This window comes from Agrobacterium sp. 22-221-1, from assembly GCF_053522445.1.
Genome location: NZ_JBNWCL010000001.1, coordinates 173,275 through 197,362 on the forward strand (window position 1 = coordinate 173,275; position 24,088 = coordinate 197,362).

27 protein-coding genes, 2 tRNA genes and 2 pseudogenes are annotated in these 24,088 nt (G+C 57.9%); 17 read left to right on the forward strand and 14 right to left on the reverse strand.

The genetic code is table 11. The features are described from left to right. Positions 1 to 135: 135 nt before the first annotated feature. From ACQZ5N_RS00830 to ACQZ5N_RS00840, 3 genes are all read right to left on the reverse strand, one after another. Positions 136 to 2,124 carry a bifunctional 2',3'-cyclic-nucleotide 2'-phosphodiesterase/3'-nucleotidase gene (locus ACQZ5N_RS00830; RefSeq protein WP_448731812.1) on the reverse strand — a complete coding sequence of 663 codons (1,989 nt, stop codon included), beginning with the start codon at positions 2,122 to 2,124 and terminating at the stop codon, positions 136 to 138. Positions 2,125 to 2,330: 206 nt separating this feature from the next. Beyond that, a complete protein-coding gene (locus tag ACQZ5N_RS00835; protein WP_003502271.1) occupies positions 2,331 to 2,666 on the reverse strand; it encodes a PilZ domain-containing protein in 336 nt (111 codons plus the stop codon). 97 nt (positions 2,667 to 2,763) lie between these two features. After that, the gene (locus ACQZ5N_RS00840; protein WP_003521580.1) at positions 2,764 to 3,231 is read right to left on the reverse strand and encodes a DUF1203 domain-containing protein; all 468 of its coding nucleotides are present in this window, start codon (positions 3,229 to 3,231) and stop codon (positions 2,764 to 2,766) included. Positions 3,232 to 3,395: 164 nt separating this feature from the next. On the opposite strand from ACQZ5N_RS00840, the gene ACQZ5N_RS00845 reads away from it, so the two are divergent. Together ACQZ5N_RS00845 and ACQZ5N_RS00850 are read left to right on the forward strand one after the other, a co-directional pair. Beyond that, positions 3,396 to 4,283 carry a DUF4344 domain-containing metallopeptidase gene (locus ACQZ5N_RS00845; RefSeq protein WP_448731813.1) on the forward strand — a complete coding sequence of 296 codons (888 nt, stop codon included), beginning with the start codon at positions 3,396 to 3,398 and terminating at the stop codon, positions 4,281 to 4,283. Between the two features lie 54 nt (positions 4,284 to 4,337). Further along, positions 4,338 to 4,490, forward strand: a pseudogene (locus ACQZ5N_RS00850) (DNA-binding protein); the annotation flags it as partial. A gap of 183 nt (positions 4,491 to 4,673) precedes the next feature. Here ACQZ5N_RS00850 and sseA read toward each other — a convergent pair. From sseA to ACQZ5N_RS00870, 4 genes are all read right to left on the reverse strand, one after another. Beyond that, positions 4,674 to 6,095, reverse strand: a complete 1,422-nt coding sequence (gene sseA, locus ACQZ5N_RS00855; RefSeq protein ID WP_448731814.1) for a 3-mercaptopyruvate sulfurtransferase — start codon at positions 6,093 to 6,095, stop codon at positions 4,674 to 4,676. 16 nt (positions 6,096 to 6,111) lie between these two features. Further along, complete coding sequence (locus tag ACQZ5N_RS00860) at positions 6,112 to 6,849, reverse strand: alanyl-tRNA editing protein (protein ID WP_448731815.1); 738 nt, start codon at positions 6,847 to 6,849, stop codon at positions 6,112 to 6,114. A 12-nt stretch (positions 6,850 to 6,861) separates the two neighbouring features. Further along, entirely contained in the window at positions 6,862 to 7,899 is a 1,038-nt protein-coding gene (locus tag ACQZ5N_RS00865) for a cysteine synthase A (RefSeq protein WP_020810800.1), read from the reverse strand. Positions 7,900 to 8,021: 122 nt separating this feature from the next. Beyond that, the gene (locus tag ACQZ5N_RS00870) at positions 8,022 to 9,461 is read right to left on the reverse strand and encodes a cryptochrome/photolyase family protein (RefSeq protein WP_448731816.1); all 1,440 of its coding nucleotides are present in this window, start codon (positions 9,459 to 9,461) and stop codon (positions 8,022 to 8,024) included. Positions 9,462 to 9,650: 189 nt separating this feature from the next. Here ACQZ5N_RS00870 and ACQZ5N_RS00875 point away from each other — a divergent pair, with 189 nt between their 5' ends. From ACQZ5N_RS00875 to ACQZ5N_RS00885, 3 genes are all read left to right on the forward strand, one after another. Further along, the gene (locus ACQZ5N_RS00875) at positions 9,651 to 9,920 is read left to right on the forward strand and encodes a DUF982 domain-containing protein (RefSeq protein WP_003521573.1); all 270 of its coding nucleotides are present in this window, start codon (positions 9,651 to 9,653) and stop codon (positions 9,918 to 9,920) included. 135 nt (positions 9,921 to 10,055) lie between these two features. Continuing rightward, positions 10,056 to 10,613, forward strand: a complete 558-nt coding sequence (locus tag ACQZ5N_RS00880) for a methylated-DNA--[protein]-cysteine S-methyltransferase (protein WP_078054041.1) — start codon at positions 10,056 to 10,058, stop codon at positions 10,611 to 10,613. 113 nt (positions 10,614 to 10,726) lie between these two features. Further along, on the forward strand, positions 10,727 to 11,170 hold the full coding sequence (locus ACQZ5N_RS00885; RefSeq protein ID WP_080817213.1) for a TIGR02594 family protein: 444 nt from the start codon (positions 10,727 to 10,729) through the stop codon (positions 11,168 to 11,170). 69 nt (positions 11,171 to 11,239) lie between these two features. Here ACQZ5N_RS00885 and ACQZ5N_RS00890 read toward each other — a convergent pair whose 3' ends face one another. Next, on the reverse strand, positions 11,240 to 11,479 hold the full coding sequence (locus tag ACQZ5N_RS00890; RefSeq protein WP_174056649.1) for a hypothetical protein: 240 nt from the start codon (positions 11,477 to 11,479) through the stop codon (positions 11,240 to 11,242). A gap of 168 nt (positions 11,480 to 11,647) precedes the next feature. On the opposite strand from ACQZ5N_RS00890, the gene ACQZ5N_RS00895 reads away from it, so the two are divergent. Then, the gene (locus tag ACQZ5N_RS00895) at positions 11,648 to 12,007 is read left to right on the forward strand and encodes a DUF2934 domain-containing protein (RefSeq protein WP_059752573.1); all 360 of its coding nucleotides are present in this window, start codon (positions 11,648 to 11,650) and stop codon (positions 12,005 to 12,007) included. Positions 12,008 to 12,240: 233 nt separating this feature from the next. Here ACQZ5N_RS00895 and ACQZ5N_RS00900 read toward each other — a convergent pair whose 3' ends face one another. Further along, entirely contained in the window at positions 12,241 to 13,419 is a 1,179-nt protein-coding gene (locus ACQZ5N_RS00900; protein WP_448731817.1) for a hypothetical protein, read from the reverse strand. 173 nt (positions 13,420 to 13,592) lie between these two features. Then, a tRNA-Asn gene (locus ACQZ5N_RS00905) sits at positions 13,593 to 13,667 on the reverse strand. 176 nt (positions 13,668 to 13,843) lie between these two features. Between ACQZ5N_RS00905 and ACQZ5N_RS00910 the strand changes: the two genes are divergently transcribed. Then, positions 13,844 to 14,122, forward strand: a complete 279-nt coding sequence (locus ACQZ5N_RS00910) for a hypothetical protein (protein ID WP_020811139.1) — start codon at positions 13,844 to 13,846, stop codon at positions 14,120 to 14,122. Positions 14,123 to 14,125: 3 nt separating this feature from the next. Here the strand turns inward: ACQZ5N_RS00910 and ACQZ5N_RS00915 are convergent, their stop codons facing one another. Further along, positions 14,126 to 14,770 carry an exopolysaccharide biosynthesis protein gene (locus tag ACQZ5N_RS00915; protein ID WP_003521567.1) on the reverse strand — a complete coding sequence of 215 codons (645 nt, stop codon included), beginning with the start codon at positions 14,768 to 14,770 and terminating at the stop codon, positions 14,126 to 14,128. A gap of 510 nt (positions 14,771 to 15,280) precedes the next feature. On the opposite strand from ACQZ5N_RS00915, the gene ACQZ5N_RS00920 reads away from it, so the two are divergent. From ACQZ5N_RS00920 to ACQZ5N_RS00950, 7 genes are all read left to right on the forward strand, one after another. Beyond that, positions 15,281 to 15,868, forward strand: coding sequence for a YqaA family protein (locus ACQZ5N_RS00920; RefSeq protein ID WP_059752579.1), 588 nt, complete (start codon positions 15,281 to 15,283; stop codon positions 15,866 to 15,868). Between the two features lie 138 nt (positions 15,869 to 16,006). After that, entirely contained in the window at positions 16,007 to 16,561 is a 555-nt protein-coding gene (locus tag ACQZ5N_RS00925) for a dual specificity protein phosphatase family protein (RefSeq protein WP_448731818.1), read from the forward strand. 295 nt (positions 16,562 to 16,856) lie between these two features. Beyond that, a complete protein-coding gene (locus ACQZ5N_RS00930) occupies positions 16,857 to 17,969 on the forward strand; it encodes an ABC transporter substrate-binding protein (protein ID WP_448731819.1) in 1,113 nt (370 codons plus the stop codon). A gap of 112 nt (positions 17,970 to 18,081) precedes the next feature. Continuing rightward, positions 18,082 to 19,134 carry a FecCD family ABC transporter permease gene (locus tag ACQZ5N_RS00935; protein ID WP_448731820.1) on the forward strand — a complete coding sequence of 351 codons (1,053 nt, stop codon included), beginning with the start codon at positions 18,082 to 18,084 and terminating at the stop codon, positions 19,132 to 19,134. Further along, positions 19,131 to 19,952, forward strand: coding sequence for an ABC transporter ATP-binding protein (locus ACQZ5N_RS00940; protein WP_448731821.1), 822 nt, complete (start codon positions 19,131 to 19,133; stop codon positions 19,950 to 19,952). The genes ACQZ5N_RS00935 and ACQZ5N_RS00940 overlap by 4 nt, the downstream gene beginning before the upstream one ends. Further along, positions 19,949 to 20,404, forward strand: coding sequence for a pseudoazurin (locus tag ACQZ5N_RS00945; RefSeq protein ID WP_448731822.1), 456 nt, complete (start codon positions 19,949 to 19,951; stop codon positions 20,402 to 20,404). The genes ACQZ5N_RS00940 and ACQZ5N_RS00945 overlap by 4 nt, the downstream gene beginning before the upstream one ends. Positions 20,405 to 20,477: 73 nt before the next feature. After that, positions 20,478 to 20,975 carry a ferritin gene (locus ACQZ5N_RS00950; RefSeq protein ID WP_078054033.1) on the forward strand — a complete coding sequence of 166 codons (498 nt, stop codon included), beginning with the start codon at positions 20,478 to 20,480 and terminating at the stop codon, positions 20,973 to 20,975. Positions 20,976 to 21,044: 69 nt separating this feature from the next. On the opposite strand, the gene ACQZ5N_RS00955 is transcribed toward ACQZ5N_RS00950, so the two are convergent. From ACQZ5N_RS00955 to ACQZ5N_RS00965, 3 genes are all read right to left on the reverse strand, one after another. Continuing rightward, positions 21,045 to 21,248: a hypothetical protein gene (locus ACQZ5N_RS00955; protein ID WP_448731823.1), complete on the reverse strand. Its 204-nt coding sequence runs from the start codon at positions 21,246 to 21,248 to the stop codon at positions 21,045 to 21,047. A 103-nt stretch (positions 21,249 to 21,351) separates the two neighbouring features. Then, on the reverse strand, positions 21,352 to 21,612 hold the full coding sequence (locus ACQZ5N_RS00960; RefSeq protein ID WP_020811146.1) for a hypothetical protein: 261 nt from the start codon (positions 21,610 to 21,612) through the stop codon (positions 21,352 to 21,354). A 138-nt stretch (positions 21,613 to 21,750) separates the two neighbouring features. After that, positions 21,751 to 21,827 (reverse strand) — tRNA-Pro (locus tag ACQZ5N_RS00965). A gap of 231 nt (positions 21,828 to 22,058) precedes the next feature. On the opposite strand from ACQZ5N_RS00965, the pseudogene ACQZ5N_RS00970 reads away from it, so the two are divergent. From ACQZ5N_RS00970 to ACQZ5N_RS00980, 3 genes and pseudogenes are all read left to right on the forward strand, one after another. Beyond that, positions 22,059 to 22,184 (forward strand): annotated as a pseudogene (locus ACQZ5N_RS00970) (DUF1269 domain-containing protein); the annotation flags it as partial. 193 nt (positions 22,185 to 22,377) lie between these two features. Continuing rightward, positions 22,378 to 23,667, forward strand: coding sequence for a tyrosine-type recombinase/integrase (locus tag ACQZ5N_RS00975; RefSeq protein WP_448731824.1), 1,290 nt, complete (start codon positions 22,378 to 22,380; stop codon positions 23,665 to 23,667). Next, positions 23,664 to 24,041, forward strand: coding sequence for a hypothetical protein (locus ACQZ5N_RS00980; protein WP_448731825.1), 378 nt, complete (start codon positions 23,664 to 23,666; stop codon positions 24,039 to 24,041). The genes ACQZ5N_RS00975 and ACQZ5N_RS00980 overlap by 4 nt, the downstream gene beginning before the upstream one ends. Positions 24,042 to 24,088: the final 47 nt, after the last annotated feature.

Here is a 24,088-nt window from a genome sequence, read left to right on the forward strand (position 1 = left end):
ACTCGACGTCATCCTCGGGCTCGTCCCGAGGATCTGCTACGAATTGATTTTGTTGACGTGGTTAGATCCTTGGGACAAGCCCAAGGATGACGGCAGAGCTTCACCCTGCCGCCAACAGCCGAAAGGCCGCAGCCCTCAAAGAACCAGACGGAACTTCGCGAAACCTTCCGCGCCGTCGCCGGCATCCTCGATCTTTGCGCCCTTGATATCGGCCGCATAGTGGCGGCCCTTGGGGCCGGTCTCGAAGATCGCCGTGGTATCGGCCACCGGCGCGAAGGACCAGTTGGCATCCGCAGACGGGTTGATGGTGCCCTGATCGATGATATAGCGCACGATCACGTCGCGGTTGGTATCGGGGGCCACGAAGATCACCTTGTCGCCGGCGATATCGGGGAATTTGCCGCCGCCGCTCGCCCGGTAATTATTGGTCGCCACCACGAATTTCTGCTCGGGATCGATCGGCTTGCCTTCAAATTGCAGGTTGACGATGCGGTTGCTGTCCGGGTTGACCGCCTTGCCGTCCTTGTCGAATTTCGCCGGTTTGGAAATGTCGATCTGATAGGTCACGCCGTCGATGACATCGAAATTATAGGACGGGAAGTCCGCATTCAGCAGCGGCGCATCCTTGGCGCCGGCCTCGACCGTATTGAACATGCCGGCCGACATTTCCAGCCAGTTCTTCACCTGCGCGCCGTTGATCAGCACCGCCTGCACCGTGTTGGGGTAGAGGTAAAGATCGGCGACGTTCTTGATGGCGATGTCACCGGCGGGGACATCGGTATAATAATCCGCACCGCCGCGACCGCCGGACTTGAAGGGGGCTGCTGCCGAAAGCACGGGCAGATCCTTATATTGCCCTTCCTTCAGCATGTCCTTGATGTACCAGGTCTGGGCATTGGAGACGATCTGCACGGAAGGGTCGTCGGCCACCAGCGCGAAATAGGAATAGAGCGGTGCGGAGGTCTTGCCGACGGGACGGCGCACATAGGCAAGGGCCGCCTCGTGATCGGTCTTGGCGGCGGCGAGGACTTCCGCCTTGTCTGTGAAATCGGCGACGACCTTGCGGTTTTCGTCGCGGTGGTAGATCGGCCGGGCTTCGGAGGTGAAGTCGACGATCTTCCAGCTCTTGCCGTCCTTTTCGAGCAGCAGGTCGATGAGGCCCATATGCGAGCCCCAGAAACCGGCCATTACCGCCGGCTTGCCCATCAGCGTGCCCTTGACGGCATCCGCACCCTCGATGCCGTCCCAGGCCTTCGGACCGGGGAAGACCAGATGCTGGTGCCCGGTGAAGATCGCGTCGATGCCTTCCACACCCGCCAGATAAAGCGAGGCGTTTTCCATGCGCTCGGTCTGGCCCTTGCCGTCGATACCGGAATGGGAAAGGGCGATGACGATATCCGCACCTTCCTCCTTCATGACCGGAACCCAGGCTTTCGCCGCCTCGACGATATCGCGCGTCTGCGCCTTACCCTCGAGGTTCTTGGAATCCCACATCATGATCTGCGGCGGCACGAAGCCGATGATGCCGACCTTGACCGGGCTCGTCACGCCGCCGCCGTCGCGGATCTGCTTTTCCAGAATGACATAGGGCTTGAAGAACAGCTCGTCGTTCTTCGGATCGGAAGCAAGCTGGCCCTTGGTGAGATTGGCGCAGACGTAAGGGAAACCCGCACCCGCCAGCGTGTTCGACATATAGTCGAGACCGTAATTGAATTCGTGGTTGCCGAGCGTGCCGCAATCGTAACCCAGCACGTTCATGGCGTTGATCACGGGGTGCTTGTCGCCGGCCTTCATGCCGCGCTCATAGGCGATATAGTCGCCGAGCGGGTTGCCCTGCAGGAAGTCGCCATTGTCCACCAGCATCGAATTTCCGGCTTCGGCGCGGATGGTGTCTATGATCGAGGCGGTGCGCGCCAGTCCCATCGTGTCGTTCGGCTTGTCGGCATAATAATCATAGGGAAAGACGTGAACATGGATATCGGTCGTTTCCATGATGCGCAGATGCGCCTGGTTGGCCGCCGCACGCGCAGCAAAAGGGTGCAGCATCACCAGCGCCGAGGAGGCTGCGATGCCGCCCAGAAGCGAACGCCGGGTAATGGGATGGAGAGCGAGAAGCGACGACATGGGAACTCCTTCGGATGAAGCTTGCTCTGTCTTGAAAATGACAGGGTAGAAGCAATCGCAGAGGAGTCCATCACCAAAATGACAGGCCCGTGACAGATGGGCCGGTTTTCAACCGTTTGATAAATTTTTTATCACGGGAGTGCGGCGCAGGTGTCGCCGCACCGGAGAATGCGCACCCTCCGTTCTGTGCATTGCCGTGCTCAGGATCAGCGGGCGAGGGTCGGTTTCACTTCTTCGTGGAAGAAGCGGAAATAGGAGGAAAGCTGCGCCAGCGTGTTGGTGGAAAGCTTGAGCTGCAGGCCGAGGCGGTTCATGTGCTGCCATTGCACGACGCCCTCGATGAAGCCCAGATCCTCACTCTGCACCTTGACCCGGCTGCCCTTGGCGGCGGCGAAAGGCCCGTCCAGCTCGAGCGCCATTCCGGTGGCGGAAAGATCGACCACACGCCCTCTGGTAGACTGGCTGAAATAATGCACGGTCGCAAAAATCCTGGTCTTGCTGCGGGGCGCGGTCCGGGTCGCCATATTGAGGTTGTTTGTCATTTTGCTGCTCAAATCAATTGTTTCCGATACCTGCATCATGGCGCGGAAAACTTGAGAGCCGTTTAGTTCTTCTCTTAAAATTGCATGTAATTGCCGATTATGCTGTGTCGATACGGCACTGATAGCAATTATTGCGGGCGGAGCGCACATGCACATAAGCGACATCCGCGCGCTCCAGAAGGTGCCGCGCGCGCGAAACGATCTCGCCTGTCGCCGTCACAGCGCCGGTGCCGTAGACGATGCGGTCATCGGCTCCATAACCGCGCACGATATAATCGGGGCTGTCCAGCATCGGCGGAATGGCCTGCGTCTGCGGGTAGCGCTCACAGGCGTCGGCATGCAGAAACACCGGGCCCGTTTCCGCATAGGGCTGCAGCGAGGGAAAGGGCCGGTAGGCGAGGATCAACATCCCTTCGCCTTCCCCGATCTGGGAAAGGCAGTGGCGGCAGGGCATGCCGCCCGGAGAAACGGCTTTCTCCGGCGGATTGCCATAGGCGTCGGCGGCTCCAGACCGGTAGGCTTCGGCTTCCTTAGCCGGCATTGCAGTGAAAACGAGATCGGTCATGGCGGAGACCTCCTTGGTTGGGATCGGCGTTGCTTCTTTGCAGCTATGGTCCCGAAACGGATCACTATCCACCCGATTCTTGACAGGCGATGCAACCAGCCCATTGCGTGACTCGTTAGCTTCGGGAATCAGTGACGCTCCTCGTTCCCGGAAGGTCTGATTTTATGTTCCGTCGTTTTCTGGCCGCCGTTCCGCTGGCTTTCGTTTCGTTGACGGCTCCGCTTGAGGCCGAGGCGCAGGTCGCCTCCGGTCTCGATGGCCTGTCCGACGAACAGCTTCAGCAGGCGGTCAATTTCGTCATCGGCAATGCGATCTTCTCGCTATATCACGAGGGCGCGCGCATGCTGATCTCGGATTTCGGAACGGCGGAGACGGCAAGTGTGCAGGCGCCGGCCGATCAACTGGCTGGCACGCTCATCCTCCAGGCCAACGAGGAATGGCTCGACACCGCGCTCGTCAATGCCACCGACAGCTGGTATCTGGCGCGTGAGGCGGAGACCTTGCCTGAGCACGAAGCCCCGGTCTTCTCCGCGCTGGTGCCCGACAGGAGCCGCGATCGCAACATGGCCTGCCTGATGGTCGGCCGTGACAAGGACGGTTATGGCGATCTGGCCGCCATGATGGGGCTCAACAATGCCGAATTCGACAAATGCGCGGCCGCCTATCCGGGCGTCGCTTCGGCCTGGGAGAATTTTCTCGCGCCCCACCGCAGCCAGACGCCTTCCAGATTCTCCGTCAGCTACGTGCCGCCGCGCGACCCGGACCTTGAGCCCTACGCCATCATGATCAGGGAATCGAAGGTTCTCGATCTCATCAGCCGCAGTTTTAGCAGCTATGGTCTGAAGGGGGACGTCAAGTTGACGGCCAAGTCCTGCGGCCGTCCCGATGTCTACTGGTCGGCGGAAAAGCGCGAGATCACCTATTGCTATGAACTCGGCAAGTTCCAGGCGGAACTGATTGCCGATCACCTGCTGAACACCGTCACGGAAGACAAGGGCGCTGCCGGCGGGCAAATCCCGACCGCCGCCGCTAATCTGGAACGGGAAATCTGAGGCCGGATTGCCGGACGCTGGCAATCTGGCTTCCCGATATGGGAGGAGAGTGCCATGCCGAAGGTTGTCGTTCGCAATTTCGCCATCTCGCTTGACGGATACGGCGCAGGGCCAGACCAGAGCCTGCAGAACCCGCTGGGTGTGAACGGCGAAGAGCTGCACCAATGGGCCTTCAAGACCCGCACCTTTCATCGCATGTTCGGCAAGTAAGGCGGCTCGACCGGGACGGACGAGGATTTTTCCGAAAAGAGCTTCGAAAATATCGGCGAGAGTCCTTTTCAGCCCAAGGACTTGGGCTGACTGGATTCCTGTGACGAGCACAGGAATGAGGGAGTGGGGACCAGACACTCCTTATCGGAGAATGGCACGCGTTGCTCTCGATGGCGCTACTCAGTTGCGCAGCGATATCTCCAGAAGCTCGGTATCGGCAAGCGGCTCCACCCAGGCCTCATAGGTGCCGACGGGCGAAAAGCCCATCATCTGGTAAAGCTGCAGCGCGCGCGGATGGTCGAGCGTGTTGGTGGTCACCGTCACCCGTTGCGGATTGTCCTGCCAGGCGGCGTAAAGCGCCTGCAACAGGAACCACTTGCCGACGCCTGCGCCGATCGCTTCTTCGAGCAGCCCGAAATAGGACAGCTCGGTCACCTCGTCGCTCGCCTTGTTCAGTTCGAAGAAACCGGCGGGCGCGCCGTTCATATAAAGAACCGTAACGCTGTTTTTCGGATCGCGCAGAATGGCGGAAAGCTCTGCATCGCTCATGCGCATGCGCTTTTGCCAGTGCCAGCGTTTCCCCACCCGCCAGTAAAGATAGCGGTAGAAATGCAGGGGAATATTGTTGACCCGCATCAGCGCCGTCTGGATGTTCACGGGGATCGGCAGGCTGACCTTCGGCGGCGCCGTCATTTCCAGCTGCGTCACATGCGCCTTCAGCGGTCCGTGCGACAATGTGGGGATTGCATCCGCCGGACCGGTAACCACCGGCGTATCCTGCAATCCGCCCCATTCCGACCATGAGCCGTCGTAAAGCGAATTATCCTTGTGACCGAGCGATTCCAGCGCCAGCGTAATGACGGCGGCAGTGACGCCCGAGCCGCAACTGGTGACGACGGGCTTAGAAAGATCGATACCGGCATCGGTCACCATCTTGCGGATGGCGGTGAGGTCCTTGAAGTGGCCGTTTTCGGAAAAGGCTGTCGCGGGCAGGCTGCGCGCGCCGGGCATGTGGCCGGAACGCATGCCGGCACGCGGTTCGGCCTCGTCGCCGGTAAAGCGTCCGGCGCCACGGGCGTCGGCAATCTGCTTTTCACCGCTGTCGACGATGCCGCGCATGGCGCCAAGCGAGGTTACGCGCTTTTCGTTGAAATCAGGCGTAAAGGTTGCCGGCTCGATTTCCGGCGTGCCGGTTTCAAGCGGCCGGCCTTCGTGTTTCCAGCCATCGAGGCCGCCATCCAGCACATAGGCCTTGCGCACGCCCATCACCCGCAGCATCCACCACACGCGCGGCGCGGAAAAGAAGCCGGGGCCGTCATAAACCACGATCGTATCGGTGTCGCTGAGGCCGAGCGCACCGGCCTGTTCCGCGAAGAATTCCGGCGAGGGCAGGGAATGCGGCAGGCCGGTGGTATGATCGGCGATTTTGTCCTGATCGAAGAACACGGCGCCGGGCAGATGGCCGGCCGCATATTCTTCCGCACCGTTGCGCTTGTGCGCCGGCAGATACCAGGAGGCATCAACGACACGAAACCCGGCCGTGCCGAGCTGTTTTTCCACCCAGTCCGCCGAAACGACGAAACGGCTCTTATCCGTGCTCACGATGTTTCTCCCAATCTCAGGCAACAGCTTCAGGCGCGCCGAAACGAATGCGGAACCGCCTGTTCTCCTTGCCCTTCTTTTCTATCTTGGCAATGTGAATATCGCCCACTTCCTGCGTTTCGGAAACATGGGTGCCGCCGCAGGGCTGGCTGTCGATGCTGGAATTTTCGCCGATGCAGACGAGGCTGACGCGGCCAAGGCCCATTGGCGGGCGCACATTCTTGGATTTGATGATGCCCGGATTGGCCTGCAGCTCCTCGTCGGTGATCCATTGCAGGAAGACGGGATGGTTGGCTTTCACCAGCTCCATCAGCTTTGCCGTCACCTCGTCCTTGTCGATGGTTTCCGACATGTCGAAATCGACACGCGATTCATCCTCGCCGACGGCGGCTCCGGTGATCGGCCACTGGCAGACGACGGAGAGCAGATGGCAGGCGGTGTGCATCCGCATCAGCTTGTAACGACGCGGCCAGTCCACATGCAGGGTGAGTTTTTCGCCGATATCGGGGGAAGGCTGGCCTTCGAGCGGCACATGGACGATCACGCTCTTGTCGGCACCGTTTTTGGTGATGCCGAGTTCGATGCGCGAACCATCGGCCCGCTCGAGAAAGCCGCTATCGCCCGGCTGGCCGCCGGAGGTGGCGTAAAAGCAGGTCTGGTCTAGTTCTATGCCGCCATCCTCATGCACCGCCGTGACGATCGCTTCTGCGGTGGAAAGATAAAAATCGTCACGGAACAGGGCATTCACAGGCATTTCGGCATGTCCTCAAACGGTTTCGTACGGAACCGCAATCTCGCTTTTCGTCGCCAGCCACTGCGGGATCGGAAGTCCCTTGGAGCGCAGGAAATCCGGATTGAAAAGCTTTGACTGATAACGATTGCCGTAGTCGCACAGTATCGTCACGATTGTATGCCCCGGACCGAGCTCGCGGGCAAGGCGGATTGCGCCGGCAATGTTGATGCCGGAGGAGCCGCCAAGGCAAAGCCCTTCCTTCGTCACCAGATCGAACAGCACCGGCAGCGCTTCCGCATCGGAAACGCGGTAGGAAAAGTCAGGCGTAAAACCTTCCAGATTGGCGGTGATGCGCCCCTGTCCGATGCCCTCGGTGATGGACGAGCCTTCGGATTTCAGCACGCCGTGCTTGTAAAATTCATAGAGAGCCGCACCCTCGGGATCGGCAAGGCCGATCTTGATGTCGGGGTTGAAATCGCGCAGGCCGTCGGCCACGCCCGCAAGCGTCCCGCCGGAACCGACCGAGCATATGAAGCCGTCCACCTTACCGTCCGTCTGGTCCCAGATTTCGGGGGCCGTCGTTTCGATATGGGCCTGACGGTTGGCGATATTGTCGAACTGGTTGGCCCAGATCGCGCCGTTCTCATCCGTCGCTGCAAGCTGTTTTGCCAGCCGGCCGGAGACCTTCACGTAATTGTTCGGGTTGGAATAGGGGGCTGCCGGAACCTCGACCAGCTTGGCACCGAGAAGCTTCAGCGCGTCCTTCTTTTCCTGGCTCTGCGTCTCGGGAATGACGATGACCGTTTTGTAGCCCAGCGCATTGGCGACCAGCGAAAGACCGATGCCGGTATTGCCCGCAGTACCCTCCACAATGGTGCCGCCGGGTCGCAACTGACCGCGCCGCTCGGCATCGCGGATGATATAGAGCGCCGCGCGATCCTTCACCGATTGACCGGGATTGAGGAATTCCGCCTTGCCGAGGATTTCGCACCCCGTCGCTTCAGAGGCGGCTTTCAGACGGATGAGCGGCGTGTTGCCGATAGCACTGAGCGCAGAGGAGTGAATGGTCATGATTGAGCCTTCTTGTCTGAGCGGAAATTAGGTGCCGTTATGTCCCGTTACAACCGCCTCAAGGCAAGAAATTATCTTCCCGGCTTTGGCTTAGCCACGCAAAATTTTGCCGATACCCAATTTTATGCGTTCTTCCTGACGTCGGCATAGGCCGCAAGCGCTCTTTCCCGCGCTTTTCCATGCTCGACAATCGGCAGCGGATAGATCTTGCCAAGTTCGATGCCCGCTTTCTTCAGCGTCTCTTTCGGCGCTTCGAACGGCTTGTGGATGTATTTTCGCTCGAGCTTTTCAAGCTCCGGCACGAAACGGCGCACATAATCGCCATCGGCGTCGAATTTTTCGCCCTGCAATATGGGGTTGAAGATGCGGAAAAACGGCGAGGCGTCCGCGCCTGAACCCGCCACCCATTGCCAGTTGGCGGCGTTGGAGGCCGGGTCCGCATCCACAAGCGTGTCGCGGAACCATTTCTCGCCCTTCCGCCAGTCGATCAGCAGATGTTTGATGAGGAAGGAGGCCACGATCATGCGCACCCGGTTGTGCATGGTGCCGTGTTTCCACAATTGCCGCATGCCGGCATCGATGATGGGGTATCCTGTCATGCCGCGCGTCCACGCCGTGAAGGATTTTTCATCGTCTCGCCAGCGGAAGGCGTCGAAACTGTCGTTCCAGTTCTTTTCGTCGAGTTCGGGAAAATGAAACAGCAGGTGATAGCAGAATTCCCGCCAGACGATTTCCTTGCGAAAACGGCTGATATCGTTTGAGGCGATGTGGCGGGAAAGCCCCTTCGTCGCATGCCAGACGGTAGAAGGCGATATTTCGCCGGACGCCAGATGCGGCGAAAGCAGAGAGGTGGCGTCCTTTGCCGGAAAGTCGCGGCCTTCTTCATAGCCCTTCAAAGCGCCATCGATGAAATCGTCGAGTTTCTCCCGCGCCCCGCTTTCGCCGGGAGACCATATGTCGCTGAAGTGTTTCGCCCAGTCCGGCTTGGTGGGTAACAGTTTCCAATCGCCAGGCTTTTCCGATTTCGGCCACGTCTTCGGCGCCTTCAGACCCTTCGGCGCATCCGCCGGCGCGTGCGGCTCCTCGCCGCCCTCCAGCGCCCGCCAGAAGGGCGTATAGACCCGGTAGGGACCGCCGGATTTCGTCTGCAGCCTCGATGGCTCATGCAGCAGATGGCCGGAAAAGCTGCGGACGGTCAGGCCGTCATCCCGAAGCGTCTGTTTCAGCGCCTTGTCCGTCGCCATGCCGGCCGGATCGTATCGGCGGTTCCAGAATACCGCCTCCGCACCGGTTTCGGATATTAGATGGCGCAATGTCTTGCCGGCATCGCCGCTGAGAAGCACGAGGCGACTGCCGATTTTTTCCAGTGCGGCGGTGAGGGACGTTAGGGAGTGATGAAGCCACCATTCCTGTGCGCCGCCCAGCGGGCCACATGATTTTTCCCTGATATAGACGGGGATGACGGGGCCGCCATGCTCCACGGCGGCAAGCAGGGCGAGGTTGTCCGAAAGGCGCAGGTCCTTGCGGAACCAGACGATGGCGGGGGAGGCTGTTGTCGGCATGAAAGGACCCGGTTCACTTCCGCTTGAACGAGTGTTGAAACGCTTTGTTCCGCAAATCGGCTAGAATGGAAAGATGGAGGCGCATGGTTTTTCGAGGGTTATTTTTTCGCCCTTGAAACCGCTGATAAAGGGAACCAACTGGAGGAGCCGGCGTTTGTCGCGGGTTAATAGAGCATGGAAGTGCAATCAATGTTGCTGAATGACGTTAAGTGGGAAAAGCCCGTTACCATCTCCCTTGAAAACGGTGCTCCCAGGATTTTCAATGGCGTTTACGAAGCCTTCGATTTTCTCCAGCACGAATGGCCTGAGCGTGGCGACAAGGTGCATGAACAGGCGCTGCGTCTGTGCCGCGCCTCGCTGATGGGCGACGTGGCGGGGGAAATTGCCCGCACGGCCTTCGTTGCCGCCAGCCGGCAGGCGCAGTGCCTTGTGGAAGAGCCGGGCAAAATCGCGTCCTGAACGGATTTTCGGAACTGATGCGTATAAGGCCACCCGTCAAAAACGGGTGGCCTTGTTTGTTGAGGAGCAGGAAACGGGTTGTTTCGAATGCGGGATATGGCATCGTGCATGCGAAAAAGCAGATGAGCGACGGCAATGAGCAACCACTACGGCTATATTGTTTTTCCCACAGCCCTCGGCCATTGCGGTCTCGCATGGGCGGGGCGGGGCATCGTGCGTTTGCAGTTGCCCGGCTCTGATGCCGGCGAGACCGAAAAACTCCTCCAGAAGCGCCTGCCATCCGCCTCAATCGCCGTTCCCGAAACACGCACGCGTGAGGTGATTGCGATGATCACCCGTTATTTCGGCGGCGAGGAGATCGACTTTACCGCCGTCGAACTCGATCTCGCCGGACAGGAGCGCTTTTTCCTCGATGTTTACGCCGTTGCGCGGCAGATCGGCTGGGGCGATACGACGACCTATGGCGGCATCGTAAAAACGCTTGGTCTCGGCATGGAAAAGGCCCGCGATGTCGGTCAGGCCATGGCGAAAAATCCGGTGCCGTTGATCATTCCCTGCCACCGGGTTCTCGCCGCCGGCGGCAGGCTTGGCGGCTTCTCCGCACCGGGCGGAACCACCACCAAATTGCGTATGCTGGATCTCGAAAATGCCGGCCGCAGCCGCACTGACGAGGCGCAGGGCAGCCTGTTTTGAAGCAATGACAGATCAGCGCACATGAATAGGCGTCTGATTTCTGCCCATTTCTCGTCAAATTGTCGCTAAATTGTCACAATACACGGGCGCCCTCTAACATAAGGGCGAGACGTTTGAGAGTATCCGCGTTAATTCTATCGGTTGCCTTGTCTTTTACAGTCGTTGCATCGGCCTCCGCCGGCATGCTGAACCAGGCAGAAAAATACACCGGGCTGCACGAGTCCAAGAACAACAAGAGCCTCAAGAACATTCTTGGCGCAAATCCCCGCAGCACCCCATGGTGCGGCCTTTTCCTGCATGCGGTCGCCAGCAAGGCCGGCCGGCAATCTCCCAAATCCTATGGATTTGCGAAGTCCTGGACATCCTTCGGTTATGCCGTGCCCGTCAGTCAGGCGAAGCCCGGCGATGTCGTCGTCATTCGCAACGGCCGTGGTTACCATGCCGGCATTTTGAAGAGCATGAGCGGCAAGACCGCCCAAATCCTCGGCGGCAACCAGTCCGGCCGGGTGCAGGTGTCGAACTTCAACCGCAAGGCCATCGTTTCGGTCCGCCGATAAATCTCCTGACATTTTTGACGGCATTTTTCGATAAAGGCGGGCTTTGACCCGCCTTTTCCATTTTCGGGCCTAGGGCTGCTCTCTGGTGCCGGGCGCTGCGTCGCGCTGATCGTCGTCTTCCAGATCGGTTGCCACGATAAAGGCATCCTCATGCTGCCGCGCCGCTTGCCTGCGGGCACGAAGGCTGATCGATTCATCCGGATAGATTTCACTGTCTTTGGACTTCAGCGCGCTGTCGGTTTCAAAATCCGTCACGTCTTTTTGTTGAATATCGAGAGGTTCGGGACTTCTGTGCCTGGTGCCGGTCATCGGAATTCTCCTGCTGTTGTCGGGGAGCAAACGATCGGCCGGCAGGGGCGGTTCCTTCGCTCCTCGCGAAATCCGCATTTACGGCTGTCGAAGGCGGAACAAACTCTGGCTTTTTCGGGTTTTCCATGGGCAGAATAAAGCCGGTGCCACGAATAGAGGGAGGCCGTTATGGACCACGATCGCGAAGCCAAAATCCGGGAAAGAGCCCGCGCAATATGGGAGAAGGAAGGAAGACCGGAGGGACACCACGAACGGCACTGGATGGAAGCGGAGCAGGAAGTCTCCAGTAACGCAGGCAAGACGAAATCGGCCAGCAAAAGCGGCACAAAAAAATCCCCTGCGACCAAAGCACCGGCCAAAAAACCGAAGTCACCAGCCGTAAAATCGCTTCAGAAAGAGCAGAAGGCATCTCATCCCGAGAAGGATGACGATTTGACCGAGAGCCTTGAAGAAAGTTTCCCCGCAAGCGATCCACCGGCGCTCACCAATACAACACGGGCAACGAAACGCGCACCGAAGAAAGCCTGAAGCCTTCAGGCGCAGAAAGCGCGATACGTCAATCCGGCCGGGAAGAAAGCCGTCTTACGCTCTTCATCATATGTTTTGAGAGAAATGGCTCCCCGGGCCGGAGAGATTTGAGAAAAATAAACTTTCCTATGGGGTGTGTTTTTATAAATTCAGCGACTTAGAGGGAGTTTTATCTTTTCGCGGCTAGGGCGTGGAGGCTCCTTACCTCAGTCGTCGACAGGCCTTTTATCCGTTTACGGAGCTGGTGCGTTCGTTGTGAGTGACTTGAGATAACTAACGGCTGGTTGTACCCATTCTGCGCCGGGTATTTTAGACAGGGCTGGTACAAGACTAACAGTCACGGTGCTTACAATAAGAAACGCTACCCCGGCGACTGCCTGCTTTCTTACGTCGGTGCCTACGTCCTTTACGAAGCGTAGGGAGGATCGCACCACGGCAGAGAAAAAATTCTCAATTGTCCTAGCGAGCGAAAGGACGTCACGTTTATCTGGATTTTGGCCGTCTGCCCAAAACGATACTGTCTTCAAAGCGTCGCCAACCTCCGGCGCGACTGCTTGATTGTCTCGCAATCCTACAACTAGCTCACGGGCGCCATCGATCATCGCGTCCACCGTTCCCTGCGCCACTTTCAACGCCGCAGCATTTTCGCAATATATGCGCCAGTCTTCGAATTGTGAGAGGGCGTCCGACACCATTTCAATGTGGCCAAGCAATAGCGCTGCCAAGGTTGATGAGAGTTCGTCGATTTCTGAGTTCACCATCCGCGCACAAAGTTGCGCTTTCTGGCCTATTTGCACGATATTGTTGTGTGATCCTAAGGTCGTCTGAAGCGATTTAAACGCGTCTCGAAGTCTGGGTGAAACGTTAGTGCCTTCTAAGTCAGTCAGCACATAGGCACCGTGATCCGCCGCTGATGAGATTGCAGCTTCAGCAAAATTTCGTTCGCGTTCACTCGATTGCAGCGGCCTATCGACTACCACTAAGACGTCATTCTGATACTCAAACTGAAATGCCGCAGTTTTTTGGCCCGGCGTTGATTCCAATACGTTCTCTGGCGTGACTTGACTGAGGCCGATTTTCATACCCGACGTAAGCCGCGACAGGCCAGCACTGTCATCAGCGATATTACCGAGCACCGTGTGCAACGGGTGCGTCGTGAGAAAATTCACTCGCGCGCGAGCCGCTGCATCAGACAGCTGATCAATTTGTAGATCTAGTGCCTGCACTTCATCAAAATTTATGGAATCGGGTTTGGAAGAGAGCCTTCGGATATTCGCTTTAAGGTGAGAAAACCGAGCGATCATCCCACGAATACTTTCCGTGTGCGACGACGCTGATTGCAGTTCGCTTTCACTTCGGCGCAATCGCGCGTCCATCTCGCGTAAAATATTCTGGAATTTATCCGGTTTCATTCCACCATCGCGCTCAAGAGACTTGAGGCATTATAAGCTAAGGGAACGATAGAAGACACGATGCAGTTGATAGAACTGAGTTATCAACAAGAGAATATCACGCCCACATCGGAATGTATGGAAAACATCAAAGATGTAGAGCTTTCTTTTAACGCAAGCGGCTGCGAAAAAAATGGCTCCCCGGGCCGGATTCGAACCGGCGACCTGTCGATTAACAGTCGAATGCTCTACCGCTGAGCTACCAGGGAACGTCCACCGCTTGGCGCGGTGTGAGCGGGGTAATACAAATGCTTTTCCGATTTGCCAAGCGGTTTTTTCAAAAAAAACGCATTCCTCTTGTTTTATCCCTCCAGAGTCCCGATTTTCCGGGCTTATCGCCGGTGAAAAAATTATCCACAGGTCAGATGCAAAAGGGCAGGATGGAATGAAATTCGGTATCGACCACAGAACGCACCGCCTCCATGTCGGAAAATGGAGCTTTGCCATGCCGCGTTCGCGCGTCGGCAGGATTGCGACCGGCTCGGCGCTCGTGGTGGGCGGAACGCTGGGTTTCCTGCCCGTGCTCGGCTTCTGGATGATTCCGCTCGGTCTCGTCGTGCTTTCCCACGATCTGCCGGCGGTTCGCCGCCAGCGGCGACGGCTGGCGGTCTGGTGGGCATCGCGGCAGAACCGCCGCGATACCCGCAATGGCGGCCGGCAATAGGTCTTATGCGCCGATGGAACTGCTGATGCCCTGGCCGGCCCAGAAGGCCGCATAGGCGAGCGCTGCGAAATAAATCGCCGTCAGCCCCAGAAACAGGTAGCCGCCGAGCACGGTGACACCATCCCTCTGAATCATCCCGGCTGAAAAAAGCAGGATCGCAACGCCTGGAAGGGTGTTGGAGAAGGGAATGAAACCCAGCGGCATCATCAGCAATACGCCCGCCGTCATCAGCGCAAGCCCGTTTATGCGGTTGGCGATGATGCCGGTCGTCAGCGCGGGAATGCGCGGGCGAATGAAACCGTCGAGCTTGGAGACGATGGCGACGCCTTTTTGAAGGGCTGGAACGAGCTTTGCCGTCTCCATCTGCCGGTCGAGGATTTTTGCCGGCAGCCATGGCAGGCGGTTGAGGGTGATTGCCAGGCTGACAAGGATGATCGCCGCACCGAAGACCGTGCTGACGCCGGGAATGGAAACCGGGATGAGAAAGGGCAGGGAGGCGATTGCGCAGATAAGCAAAAGGCCCTGTTCGCCGATCGCTTCCATCAACTCGCGCAACGTGATCGTCTGGCCCTGCAGCTTTCCTATCAGCTTCTCAAGCGTCGTGCTGAGCTTTTCAGACGTATCAGTGAATGCGAATTCGTTCGTCATGCGGCTTCCCGGAAGTTGTTTAACTCCGGGATTGATAACATCCATCCGGCCCGATGCCTATCGCCGATAGAAAAGGGCCTCATCACATTCGGTCGGGCGGTTCGTCTGGATCAGTGCGAAACCCAGTTGCTGTAGGCGCCTGCAAGAAGAACCACCAGCAGAATGACAAGTATGACCGGATTGATCGATGTAACGAAGTTTACATAGTCCATGATAACTTCCTCCTCATTCCTCCACCTCTTATTCTACAGCAAAAAGGCGAGCTCATCTACCGCAGGGTGAAATTTCGCATTGCAACAACCAATCTGCGGTGAGGGCTGGAAATGCTCGTCTTTATGATTTTTTGCGATGCAAAAATAAATTTTCCAACATTTGCCATTCTCTTGCGTTGTCTCTAATCCTCATTCGGGGCCGGTCTCTCCGGCCCGCCGGCAACCGCATGAATCACCGCCGATATGCCTTGGCTCCCGCCTGCCTTCACTCCGCAACACTCTTCCCCGGGGACACGACATGCTGAAAAACATCTATGCCTGGACGATGGCGCTCGCCGCGCGCAAAACCGCCGTGTGGTGGCTGGCAATCGTGGCTTTCGTGGAAAGCTCCATCTTCGTCGTGCCTGCCGATGTGCTTTTCCTGCCCATGGTGCTGGCCAGGCCGAAAAAGGCGATGTTTTATGCGCTCGTGGCAACTGTCGCCTCGGTTCTCGGCGGCATCGCCGGCTGGTTCCTCGGTCATTATGCCTTTGAAAGCATCGCTCGACCCATTCTCGAATTTTACGGCAAGCTCGACAGCTTCGAGCATCTGAAGAACTCGGTTGACTACGAAACCATCGTTCTCCTGCTGGTGACATCGGGGCTCGCGCATCTGCCGCCGATCAAGGTCGTGACTATCCTTTCCGGCGCGGCCAATATCAGCCTTGGCCTGTTCATTCTTTCGGCGGTCGTCACGCGCGGCGCACGCTTTTTCATCCTTGCCGGATTGCTGCAGAAATACGGGGAATCGGTGCGCCATTTCATCGAAAAACGCCTCGGCGCCATCACCGCGGCGGCGGCCGCCGCACTCATCGCGGTCTATGCGGTTTACGTTTTCGTGCGTTGATCAAGCGCAAATTTTCTACTCTTACAATACTGTCGCATAACTTTCAGCTTACTGTCAGAATCCGCCTGTATCGGTTCTCTCGTCGAATGAGGGAACCGTTTTATTATGCGAAGATTCTGGAAGTGCTCCTTTGGGGGCATGGGTATTGCTGTGCTTGCCGCAGGCGGTTATCTCTACGCCATTCAGCTCCTGGGCAATTTTCACGAGGTTGTCGCGGGGCAGCTCTATCGCTCCAACCAGCCGAGCGATGAGCAGCTCGTCCGCTATACCAAAGACCACGGTATCAGGACGGTCATCAATCTGCGCGGCGCGAACGAATCCAAGGCCTGGTATCGCGATGAGGTCGAAACCGCCCGCGAGCTGGGACTTAATCATATCGATTTCGGCATGTCGGCAAGCCAGGAGCTTGACATGAACAGGGTCAACGAACTTGTCGCCATCATGCGCGATGCGCCGAAGCCCATTCTCATTCATTGCAAGGCCGGTGCGGACAGGACAGGCCTCGCCACCGCGCTCTATCTCAGCCGCGTGGCAAAGCTTGATGAGGAACAGGCGGAAAGCCAGCTTTCCTTCCGCTTCGGCCATATCGGCATTCCCTATCTCTCAGAAACCTACGCCATGGACCGGACCTGGGAAAACGCGGAAAAGATGCCCGTCGTCGACGATTTCGCCATCGCCTCCAACGAGTTCTGAAGTCGGCTTGGGCGCATTTCCCACAGGGCACACTTCAATGATCTGAACGGGATCTTGCGTCCTGTCTCGATGACGGAGGTTATCGGGACGGGCGCAACCCACAGTTCGCGGCCGGCTGAGGGCGCGGCGGCGCAGCATCTATCGCCGCCGCCCAGCGGGATATTTCCCGGTGCGCATTTTACCGGAAATGACAATTTTCATTTTTATATTAGTAACTTATGTGATCTTGCGATTTAAGTTGACTAACGGTTTCACCTTTTATACAGCGGCATTGTTTCAACTTCTGGATCGCATCATGACCCGCAAAACATTTATCGGCGGCCTTGCCGCATCGTTCTTATCCGTTTTCTTTATCGCACCTTTCGCCACCGCCGCAGAGAAGACCATCACCGACGTCATCGGACGCGAGGTGAAGGTTGATCTTCCTGCAAAACGCGTCGTTCTCGGTTTCTATTTCGAGGACTACATGGCGGTCGGTGGCGAAAAGGCCTATGATTCCGTCGTCGGCATTTCCCGCGAAGCGTGGGAAGGCTGGGTTCCCGCCAACTGGAAAATGCATCTCGCTCACCGCGCTTCGCTTGCAGATATTGCCGATGTCGGCGAAGTCGAAGCCCAGACCTTCTCGGTCGAAAAAGTGCTGAGCCTCAATCCCGATCTGGTGATTTTGGCGGATTGGCAATACAAGGCGCTCGGTCTCGATGCCGACCGTCTGGAAGAAGAGGGCATTCCCGTCGTTGTCGTCGACTACAACGCCCAGACGGTCGAGCGCCACGTCGCCTCCACCCGGCTTTTCGGCGAACTCACCGGCCAGCAACAGCGCGGCAAGGAAATTGCCGAATTCTACGCCGGTTCGTTGAAGGACGTCGCCGAACGGGTGGCGAAATCCGGTCAGCCGAAACCGAAGGTCTATGTCGAATTCGGCAATAAGGGACCGGCCGAATATTCCTTCACCTATGGCAAGAACATGTGGGGCGCCATGTCCACCGCCGCTGGCGGCGACAATATCGCAGCACCCTTCGTCGAGTGGTGGGGACCGATCAATCCCGAGCAGGTTCTGGCTTCGAAGCCCGACGCCATCTTCATTTCCGGCCGTGAAAACAACAAGAACCCCGCGGCGCTGCCGATGGGGCAGGCGGTGAAGGCCGCGGATGCCCGCGAAAAGCTCAAGGCCTTCGAAACCCGTCAGGGCTGGAGCGAATTGCCGGCCATCAAGAACGGGCAGCTGTTCGGTGTCTATCAGGGCGCTTCGCGCACGCTCTCCGATTTCGCCATGGTGCAATATATCGCCAAGCAGCTTTATCCCGAGCAGTTCAAGGATGTCGACCCGATCGCCAACTATCTCGGCTATTACAGGAAGTACCTGCCGGTCACGCCTGAAGGCACCTTTGCCATCGCCATCAAGGATTGATGGTTCTGTTGCCGGCGGCGGAAAAGCACATTTGCTTGCCGCTGAAGGTTAAATTCTGCGGACGCCACTGCACGGCGTCCGCTTTTCAGCGTCTTTTTCAAACAGGTTTTCCATGACAATTGCCGCCCGCAATGCCGAAGCCATCGGTGCGCACCGGCTGCGTGAACGTCGTCGCTGGCGCGTCGTCTTGGTCTTTTTCGTGCTGATGGCGGTAAGCCTCGTTCTCGATATCGCCACCGGTCCCTCGCTGCTGTCGCCCGCCGAAGTGGTGAAGTCGCTGACCGGCCTTGGCGAACGGGCGGCGATGACCGATTCCATCGTGCGCGGCCTTCGCCTGCCCATGGCGCTGATGGCGCTCGCCGTCGGGGCGGCGCTCGGCGCCGGCGGCGCGCAGATGCAGACCTTGCTTAATAATCCCATGGCAAGCCCCTATACGCTCGGCATGGCGGCTGCGGCGGGCTTTGGCGCCGCGCTGGTGCTTGCGCTCGGCGGTCTCGGGCTGGATGCGATGATTGCCGTTCCGCTCGGCGCTTTCGTCTTTTCAATGCTCGCCGCGCTTTTCCTTTTCATGCTGGCCTCCATGCGGCAAACGACAGCCGAAACCATCATTCTCGGCGGCATCGCGCTTCTTTTCCTGTTTCAGTCGCTGCTGTCGCTCATTCAGTTCCTGTCCTCGCCGGAACTGTCGCAGCAGATTCTTTTCTGGCTGTTCGGCAGCCTGACCAAGGCGACCTGGCCAACGCTCGGCCTGACGGCCGCCGTCACCGCCTTCTGCTGCGCCCTGCTTATGGCGGATTGCTGGAAACTGACGGCGCTCAGAATGGGGGAAATGCGGGCGGCGAGCCTCGGCATCAATGTGCGCCGGCTGCGCATGAAGGTTCTCATCATCGTCGCCATCATGACAGCGACGGCCACGAGTTTTGTCGGGGTCATCGGTTTCATCGGGCTGGTCGCGCCGCATATCGCCCGCATGACGGTGGGCGAGGATCAGCGCTTCTTTTTGCCGATGTCGGTACTGAGCGGCGCGCTGATGCTTTCGGCAGCCTCGATTCTCTCCAAATCGATCATTCCCGGCGCTCTGTTTCCGGTCGGCATCGTCACCGCCATTGTCGGCGTGCCGTTTCTCCTGTGGCTGATTTTCGCTCCGAAGAGGCGCGGCCGATGATGGTTCTGGATAATATTTCCGTCGAACGGGGCGGGCAGACCGTTGTGAGAGACCTCTCGGCACGTCTGGAACCCGGATACATCCATGCCGTCATCGGCCCCAACGGCACAGGCAAGACGACGCTTCTCAGAGCGATCTTCGGTGACCTGCCGCTCGCCGCCGGCGCGATCAGCCTCGGCGATCGTCGCCTTCAGGCTGGCGAGAGGGCAGGGCGGCACACAAGGGACTGGCGGGATCGCTTCGCCTATATGCCGCAGGATACGGCCGCCGATATTGCGCTCAGCGTGCTGGAGGTGGTGGCGCTCGGCCGCTTCGGCCGGCTTTCGCTTCATATCGACGACGAAACGCTCGATCTGGCCATGACACGCCTGCATCAGGCCGGAATAGCCCATCTGGCGGGCAGGGAGATCGCCTCGCTCAGCGGCGGGCAACGGCAGATGGCGCTTTTTGCGCAGGTTCTGATGCGGGAGCCGCAGGCGATGCTGCTCGATGAGCCGGTCAGCGCGCTGGACCTCAAGCATCAGGTGGCGCTTCTCAATCTGGTGCGGCAGGAAACCCGCGCTAATGGCCGGGTGACGCTTGTTGTGCTGCATGATCTCAACCTCGCCTGCCAATATGCCGACAACCTGCTGGTGATTTCGGATGGCGCGCTGAAGGCGACCGGCGCACCGGGCGATATCGTCACGCCGAAGCTCATTTCCGAGACCTATGGCGTTGCCGTGGAGGTGTTGCGCGACCGGCGCGGCAATCCGGTCATCCAGCCGGCGGGTGGCCCGCCGCTCGAACATTTCAAAACCCTTGAAGGAATAATTGCATGAAACGATTTTTGATGACGCTTGCCACGGCTTTGGCCGTAATCCTGCCCGTCACGCCATCCCTTTCCGCCGAACACAAGATCCTGATGCTCAATTACGGCAGGGATGGCGGCATGGTGTTCGAGCCTGCCTATGTGAAGGCGGAGCCGGGCGACACCATTACCTTCGTGCCGCAAAATTCCAGCCACTATGTGCAGTCCTATGCTGTTCCGGACGGCGTTAGCCCGTGGAAAAGCAAGCTCGATGAGGCTTTCACCGTCACCGTCGAGAAGGAGGGCGTCTATCTCTATTATTGCCCGCCGCATCTGATGATGGCGATGATCGGCGTCATTCAGGTCGGCAAGCCCGTCAATCTCGAAGCCGTCAGACAAAAGGCCGAGAAGCTGCGGCCCAAGCTCGTCATGAAGGGCGAAAGGCTGGAGGCGGCGCTGGGGCAGGTGACGCCCGCACAATAACGCCCCGCCTTTCAGGCCGCGCCAATCCGCACCGCAAACCCGCTTCTTCAACCCCGAAACCAAGGATGAAACCATGGCAAACAAAGTGATCGAAACGACGTTGAACGATCTCCTCAATGGCGAGCTGCGCGCCCATCACGCCTATCTTCAGGCGGCCGCATGGGCGGCGGAACGCAATCTCGACGGTTGCTATAAATTCCTGCTCGGCCACGCGGCGGAAGAGCTGGAGCACATGCACCGCATCTTCGGCTTTCTGAACGATCTTGGCGCACGCGTCACCTTTTCCGAACTGCCGGCGCCGCAGGTCACGGCAAACGACATCAAGGGGCTGTTCACCATCGTGACGGAGCACGAGTCCCGCGTCACCGCCGCCATCAACGCGGCAGTCGATCTTGCCCACGTGGAAAAAGACCACGCCACAACCTCATTCCTGCAATGGTTCGTGGATGAGCAGCATGAGGAAGACAGCCTTTGCCGCACCATACTCGGCAAGATCGAGTTGATCGGCGACGGCCCCAATGCGCTTTACCTGATCGACCGCGAAATCGGTCAGCTGGCGGACAAGGGCTGATTGCTGCGCCGGTTTTCTTACGCTCCACAAGCTGCATCGAACACGGCTTGTGGAGTGGAGGCCGTCGGCTCAATCGCGTCCGATATCCGGCGTCCATCCACGCGTATATCCCTTTCCCATGATGGCGACCGCCAGGGAAAGCTGTTCCTGCAGATGCTCGATTTCGCCGAGAAGGGCTTCGACAGCCGCCTTCGCATCGCCGTCATGACACTGGATGACATATCCGGCTATGTCTTCAGGCCGTATGGGGGTGATTTTTTCAGCGTCGGACATAGTGGATGACCTCTCTTTTGTTCACTAAATGTTCTAATTTTAGCAGAGAGTCAACAAGGCAATGGGCGTCGCCCTTTACAGTCCGGTACTGCGGAATTGAACGTTAATGGACCGACGGATCCTCGCCATCCAGAAAGCTGCGAATCCCGTCCTTCTCACACGTGGCCAGGAATTCTTCCCAGGCGTCTTTGTCGGTTGCGAAGGGTTCGTCCCAGGTGGTGACATCGTCATGCTCGCTGATGACCTCGAGCGTCCAATCCTGCTGGGTGCCAGCGGGCCGGTAGATATCAACCAGAACCGTGATGCCGTCGTCTTCAAACTCGCCCGAGAATTCTGAGTGTTCTATTTTCGTTTTTTTGGCCATCTCGGCACACCTCATTCTCAGGCCTGGACAAACGTATAGCCGAATCCGGTCTTTTAAATTCGCGCATGGCGCGGGTTACCAGATAGCTGAAACAAATATAGCCAGCTCTGGGGGAACTGGCTATCTATCTGATTTTAATGGTCGGAGCGGCGGGATTCGAACCCACGACCCCTTGACCCCCAGTCAAGTGCGCTACCGGGCTGCGCTACGCTCCGAACCTGAAAGCCGTTTATATATAAGCCTGTTAGGGCGCAAGCGGAAAATGGTCTTTTCATAAAAAAAGGAGCAAAGGGTGTGGATGGCGCAGAAGGGGACTAAGCAGCCCGATGCTTACACCGGATGGGCGGCCGTCAAACGCATGACACATCCTCTTTCCATCATTGCCGGAACAAGCCGCCCGCTTCGGCGTTCAATCGCAGCGGAATTGAAACTCAGGGAGACGAACTATGTCCGAACTCGTCGTTGTTGGTTTTGACGGAACGGAAGTGGCCGACAGGGTGCTTCTGAAGCTTGCAGGCCTTAAAAAGGAATATCTGGTCGATCTGGAAGATGCCGTGGTTGTCGTTCGCGATGACAATAACAATTAGTGTTTTTCTGCGTTTTGTACCGTTTACCTGTGTTCGCAAAGGATATTGATTCTAAAGAATTATTTTCCTAATGTGTTCGTGAGTGTTCACATTCCTTCGCGCATGTGCGGTTTGCAAATGTGGGGTAGAATGGGGGTACGGTTGGGATACGATCACGACACAATTAGGAGACGCCCGAATGGCGCGACAACTGCATAAGCTAACAGCACGAGGAATTGATGCCGCATTGAAGGCGGGAGATAATGGTGTTCTCCGCGATGGTGGGGGCCTGTCCCTTGTCATCGATCGCTTCGGTGCTCGCTGGTTGTTCGGATACACCTCACCTGTCACCTCGAAACGTCGCGAGATGGGTTTTGGTTCTTACACCACAGGGGGAGTAACGCTCGCTTTTGCGCGGGATCGGGCATCGGAATGTCGAGCACTCATTGCTGACGGAAAGGACCCACTGATTGAGCGCGACGTTGTTTCCGCGGAGGCCCGACGTGCATCTGTGACGTTTGGCGATCTTGCGAAAGATACTCGTGCCGTCCTGAGCAAGCGTTGGACATCGGAGTCTGTCGCTAACTCGTGGGACCGCGCCATAAAGGAGCTACCCAAGCTCGTGAAGATGCTCGCTAAGGACATCCGTTCCGTTGACGTTGCGAATGCACTGTCCGTGTACGATGACCGACCTGCGAGGAAAGCCGTCGTGCTGTCCATCATCAAGCGCACGATGGACACGGCTGTCGCGGCAGAGATTCGTATCGACAACCCCGCAATACCTGCCCGCATATCGCGCCTGACGTCGCTTGACTGGCAGAAGGGGCATAACGCAGCAATGCCGTATACCGAGGTCCCGGCCTTCGTTAAGTCACTACAAGGTCATGGAAGCCGCGCAGCGCGGTGCCTTGAGTTGATCATCCGCACCGGTGTTCGCAAAGGTGAGGCGACAGACGCGAGGTGGGATGAGATCGACTTCGCCAAGGGCATATGGACGATACCTGAGGAACGCACCAAGCAACGCCGTGAACACGTTGTCCCACTGACGCACAGAGTGCTTGAGATATTGAGGGAACAACACGCGATAGTGACCGCGATATACAATCAGGCGCCTACAGGGGCAAACGCGAGTGTCCGAGACCCTGCGTCGATCCCTGCCCATGTTTGGGCTGATAATCGGTATCAAACGATATCGAGTAGCGCTTTCGATCATCTTGAAACCAAAGGCGCTACCGTGCACGGGTTCAGATCATCTCTTCGCGAGTTCCTGGGGGATGAAACATCTGTGTCGTGGAACACCGCTGAGGAGGTTCTTGGCCACAAGGTCGGTGACTCGACGGCAAAGGCTTACCGGCGTGCGTCGGGTATTGCGAAGCGACTCGCAGCCCTTCAATATTGGAACGATTTTCTTGACGGCGTTTCGAACAAAAACGTCAACACGGATGATGAAACCCCTGCATTGCAGGTTGTTGAGGGTAATGCAGCATGAGCAGGATTAAACGTACCCCACGAAATACCCCGCAATCTGCCCTCCTGTCAGCAACCGCAGCCGCGGAATTACTCGGGGTGGGGCGTACAAGATTCTGGCAACTTCGGAAGGAGTTCAAGCTCGAACGCGTTCCTTGGTCCCGTGATACAAGGCCACTGTATCGGCGCGAGGATGTTCTGGCGCTTGCCGTGCCACAGGGGGTGCAGGTTGAACCCGCTGTTGATCCGAAGCCTGATCCCAAAAAGCAACTGGCGATCGATGCGGGTTTCAAAGTCGCTCCGGGGTTTGAGCATATCACGGTCGCGGAATGGCATGAGGCAAATGGTCTTGCGGAACGCATGAAGAATTCGGCACATCTGCGGGAGCTTGAATAGGCGTCTAGCCTGTCAGCCCTTACGCGAGAGACGCGCCGCTCGATGGA

Bases quoted from the DNA above. Each gene is read 5' to 3' on its own strand.
- ACQZ5N_RS00980 (WP_448731825.1), top strand. From the start codon at position 23,664: ATGAGCAGGATTAAACGTACCCCACGAAATACCCCGCAATCTGCCCTC.
- ACQZ5N_RS00950 (WP_078054033.1), top strand. From the start codon at position 20,478: ATGGCAAACAAAGTGATCGAAACGACGTTGAACGATCTCCTCAATGGC.
- ACQZ5N_RS00920 (WP_059752579.1), top strand. From the start codon at position 15,281: ATGCTGAAAAACATCTATGCCTGGACGATGGCGCTCGCCGCGCGCAAA.
- ACQZ5N_RS00890 (WP_174056649.1), bottom strand. From the start codon at position 11,479: ATGACCGGCACCAGGCACAGAAGTCCCGAACCTCTCGATATTCAACAA.
- ACQZ5N_RS00860 (WP_448731815.1), bottom strand. From the start codon at position 6,849: ATGCCTGTGAATGCCCTGTTCCGTGACGATTTTTATCTTTCCACCGCA.
- ACQZ5N_RS00835 (WP_003502271.1), bottom strand. From the start codon at position 2,666: ATGACAAACAACCTCAATATGGCGACCCGGACCGCGCCCCGCAGCAAG.
- ACQZ5N_RS00865 (WP_020810800.1), bottom strand. From the start codon at position 7,899: ATGACCATTCACTCCTCTGCGCTCAGTGCTATCGGCAACACGCCGCTC.
- ACQZ5N_RS00875 (WP_003521573.1), top strand. From the start codon at position 9,651: ATGTTGCTGAATGACGTTAAGTGGGAAAAGCCCGTTACCATCTCCCTT.
- ACQZ5N_RS00940 (WP_448731821.1), top strand. From the start codon at position 19,131: ATGATGGTTCTGGATAATATTTCCGTCGAACGGGGCGGGCAGACCGTT.
- ACQZ5N_RS00915 (WP_003521567.1), bottom strand. From the start codon at position 14,770: ATGACGAACGAATTCGCATTCACTGATACGTCTGAAAAGCTCAGCACG.
- ACQZ5N_RS00960 (WP_020811146.1), bottom strand. From the start codon at position 21,612: ATGGCCAAAAAAACGAAAATAGAACACTCAGAATTCTCGGGCGAGTTT.
- ACQZ5N_RS00935 (WP_448731820.1), top strand. From the start codon at position 18,082: ATGACAATTGCCGCCCGCAATGCCGAAGCCATCGGTGCGCACCGGCTG.
- ACQZ5N_RS00845 (WP_448731813.1), top strand. From the start codon at position 3,396: ATGTTCCGTCGTTTTCTGGCCGCCGTTCCGCTGGCTTTCGTTTCGTTG.
- ACQZ5N_RS00900 (WP_448731817.1), bottom strand. From the start codon at position 13,419: ATGAAACCGGATAAATTCCAGAATATTTTACGCGAGATGGACGCGCGA.
- ACQZ5N_RS00930 (WP_448731819.1), top strand. From the start codon at position 16,857: ATGACCCGCAAAACATTTATCGGCGGCCTTGCCGCATCGTTCTTATCC.
- ACQZ5N_RS00895 (WP_059752573.1), top strand. From the start codon at position 11,648: ATGGACCACGATCGCGAAGCCAAAATCCGGGAAAGAGCCCGCGCAATA.
- ACQZ5N_RS00975 (WP_448731824.1), top strand. From the start codon at position 22,378: ATGGCGCGACAACTGCATAAGCTAACAGCACGAGGAATTGATGCCGCA.
- ACQZ5N_RS00955 (WP_448731823.1), bottom strand. From the start codon at position 21,248: ATGTCCGACGCTGAAAAAATCACCCCCATACGGCCTGAAGACATAGCC.
- ACQZ5N_RS00830 (WP_448731812.1), bottom strand. From the start codon at position 2,124: ATGTCGTCGCTTCTCGCTCTCCATCCCATTACCCGGCGTTCGCTTCTG.
- ACQZ5N_RS00945 (WP_448731822.1), top strand. From the start codon at position 19,949: ATGAAACGATTTTTGATGACGCTTGCCACGGCTTTGGCCGTAATCCTG.
- ACQZ5N_RS00910 (WP_020811139.1), top strand. From the start codon at position 13,844: ATGAAATTCGGTATCGACCACAGAACGCACCGCCTCCATGTCGGAAAA.
- ACQZ5N_RS00840 (WP_003521580.1), bottom strand. From the start codon at position 3,231: ATGACCGATCTCGTTTTCACTGCAATGCCGGCTAAGGAAGCCGAAGCC.
- ACQZ5N_RS00880 (WP_078054041.1), top strand. From the start codon at position 10,056: ATGAGCAACCACTACGGCTATATTGTTTTTCCCACAGCCCTCGGCCAT.
- ACQZ5N_RS00870 (WP_448731816.1), bottom strand. From the start codon at position 9,461: ATGCCGACAACAGCCTCCCCCGCCATCGTCTGGTTCCGCAAGGACCTG.
- ACQZ5N_RS00925 (WP_448731818.1), top strand. From the start codon at position 16,007: ATGGGTATTGCTGTGCTTGCCGCAGGCGGTTATCTCTACGCCATTCAG.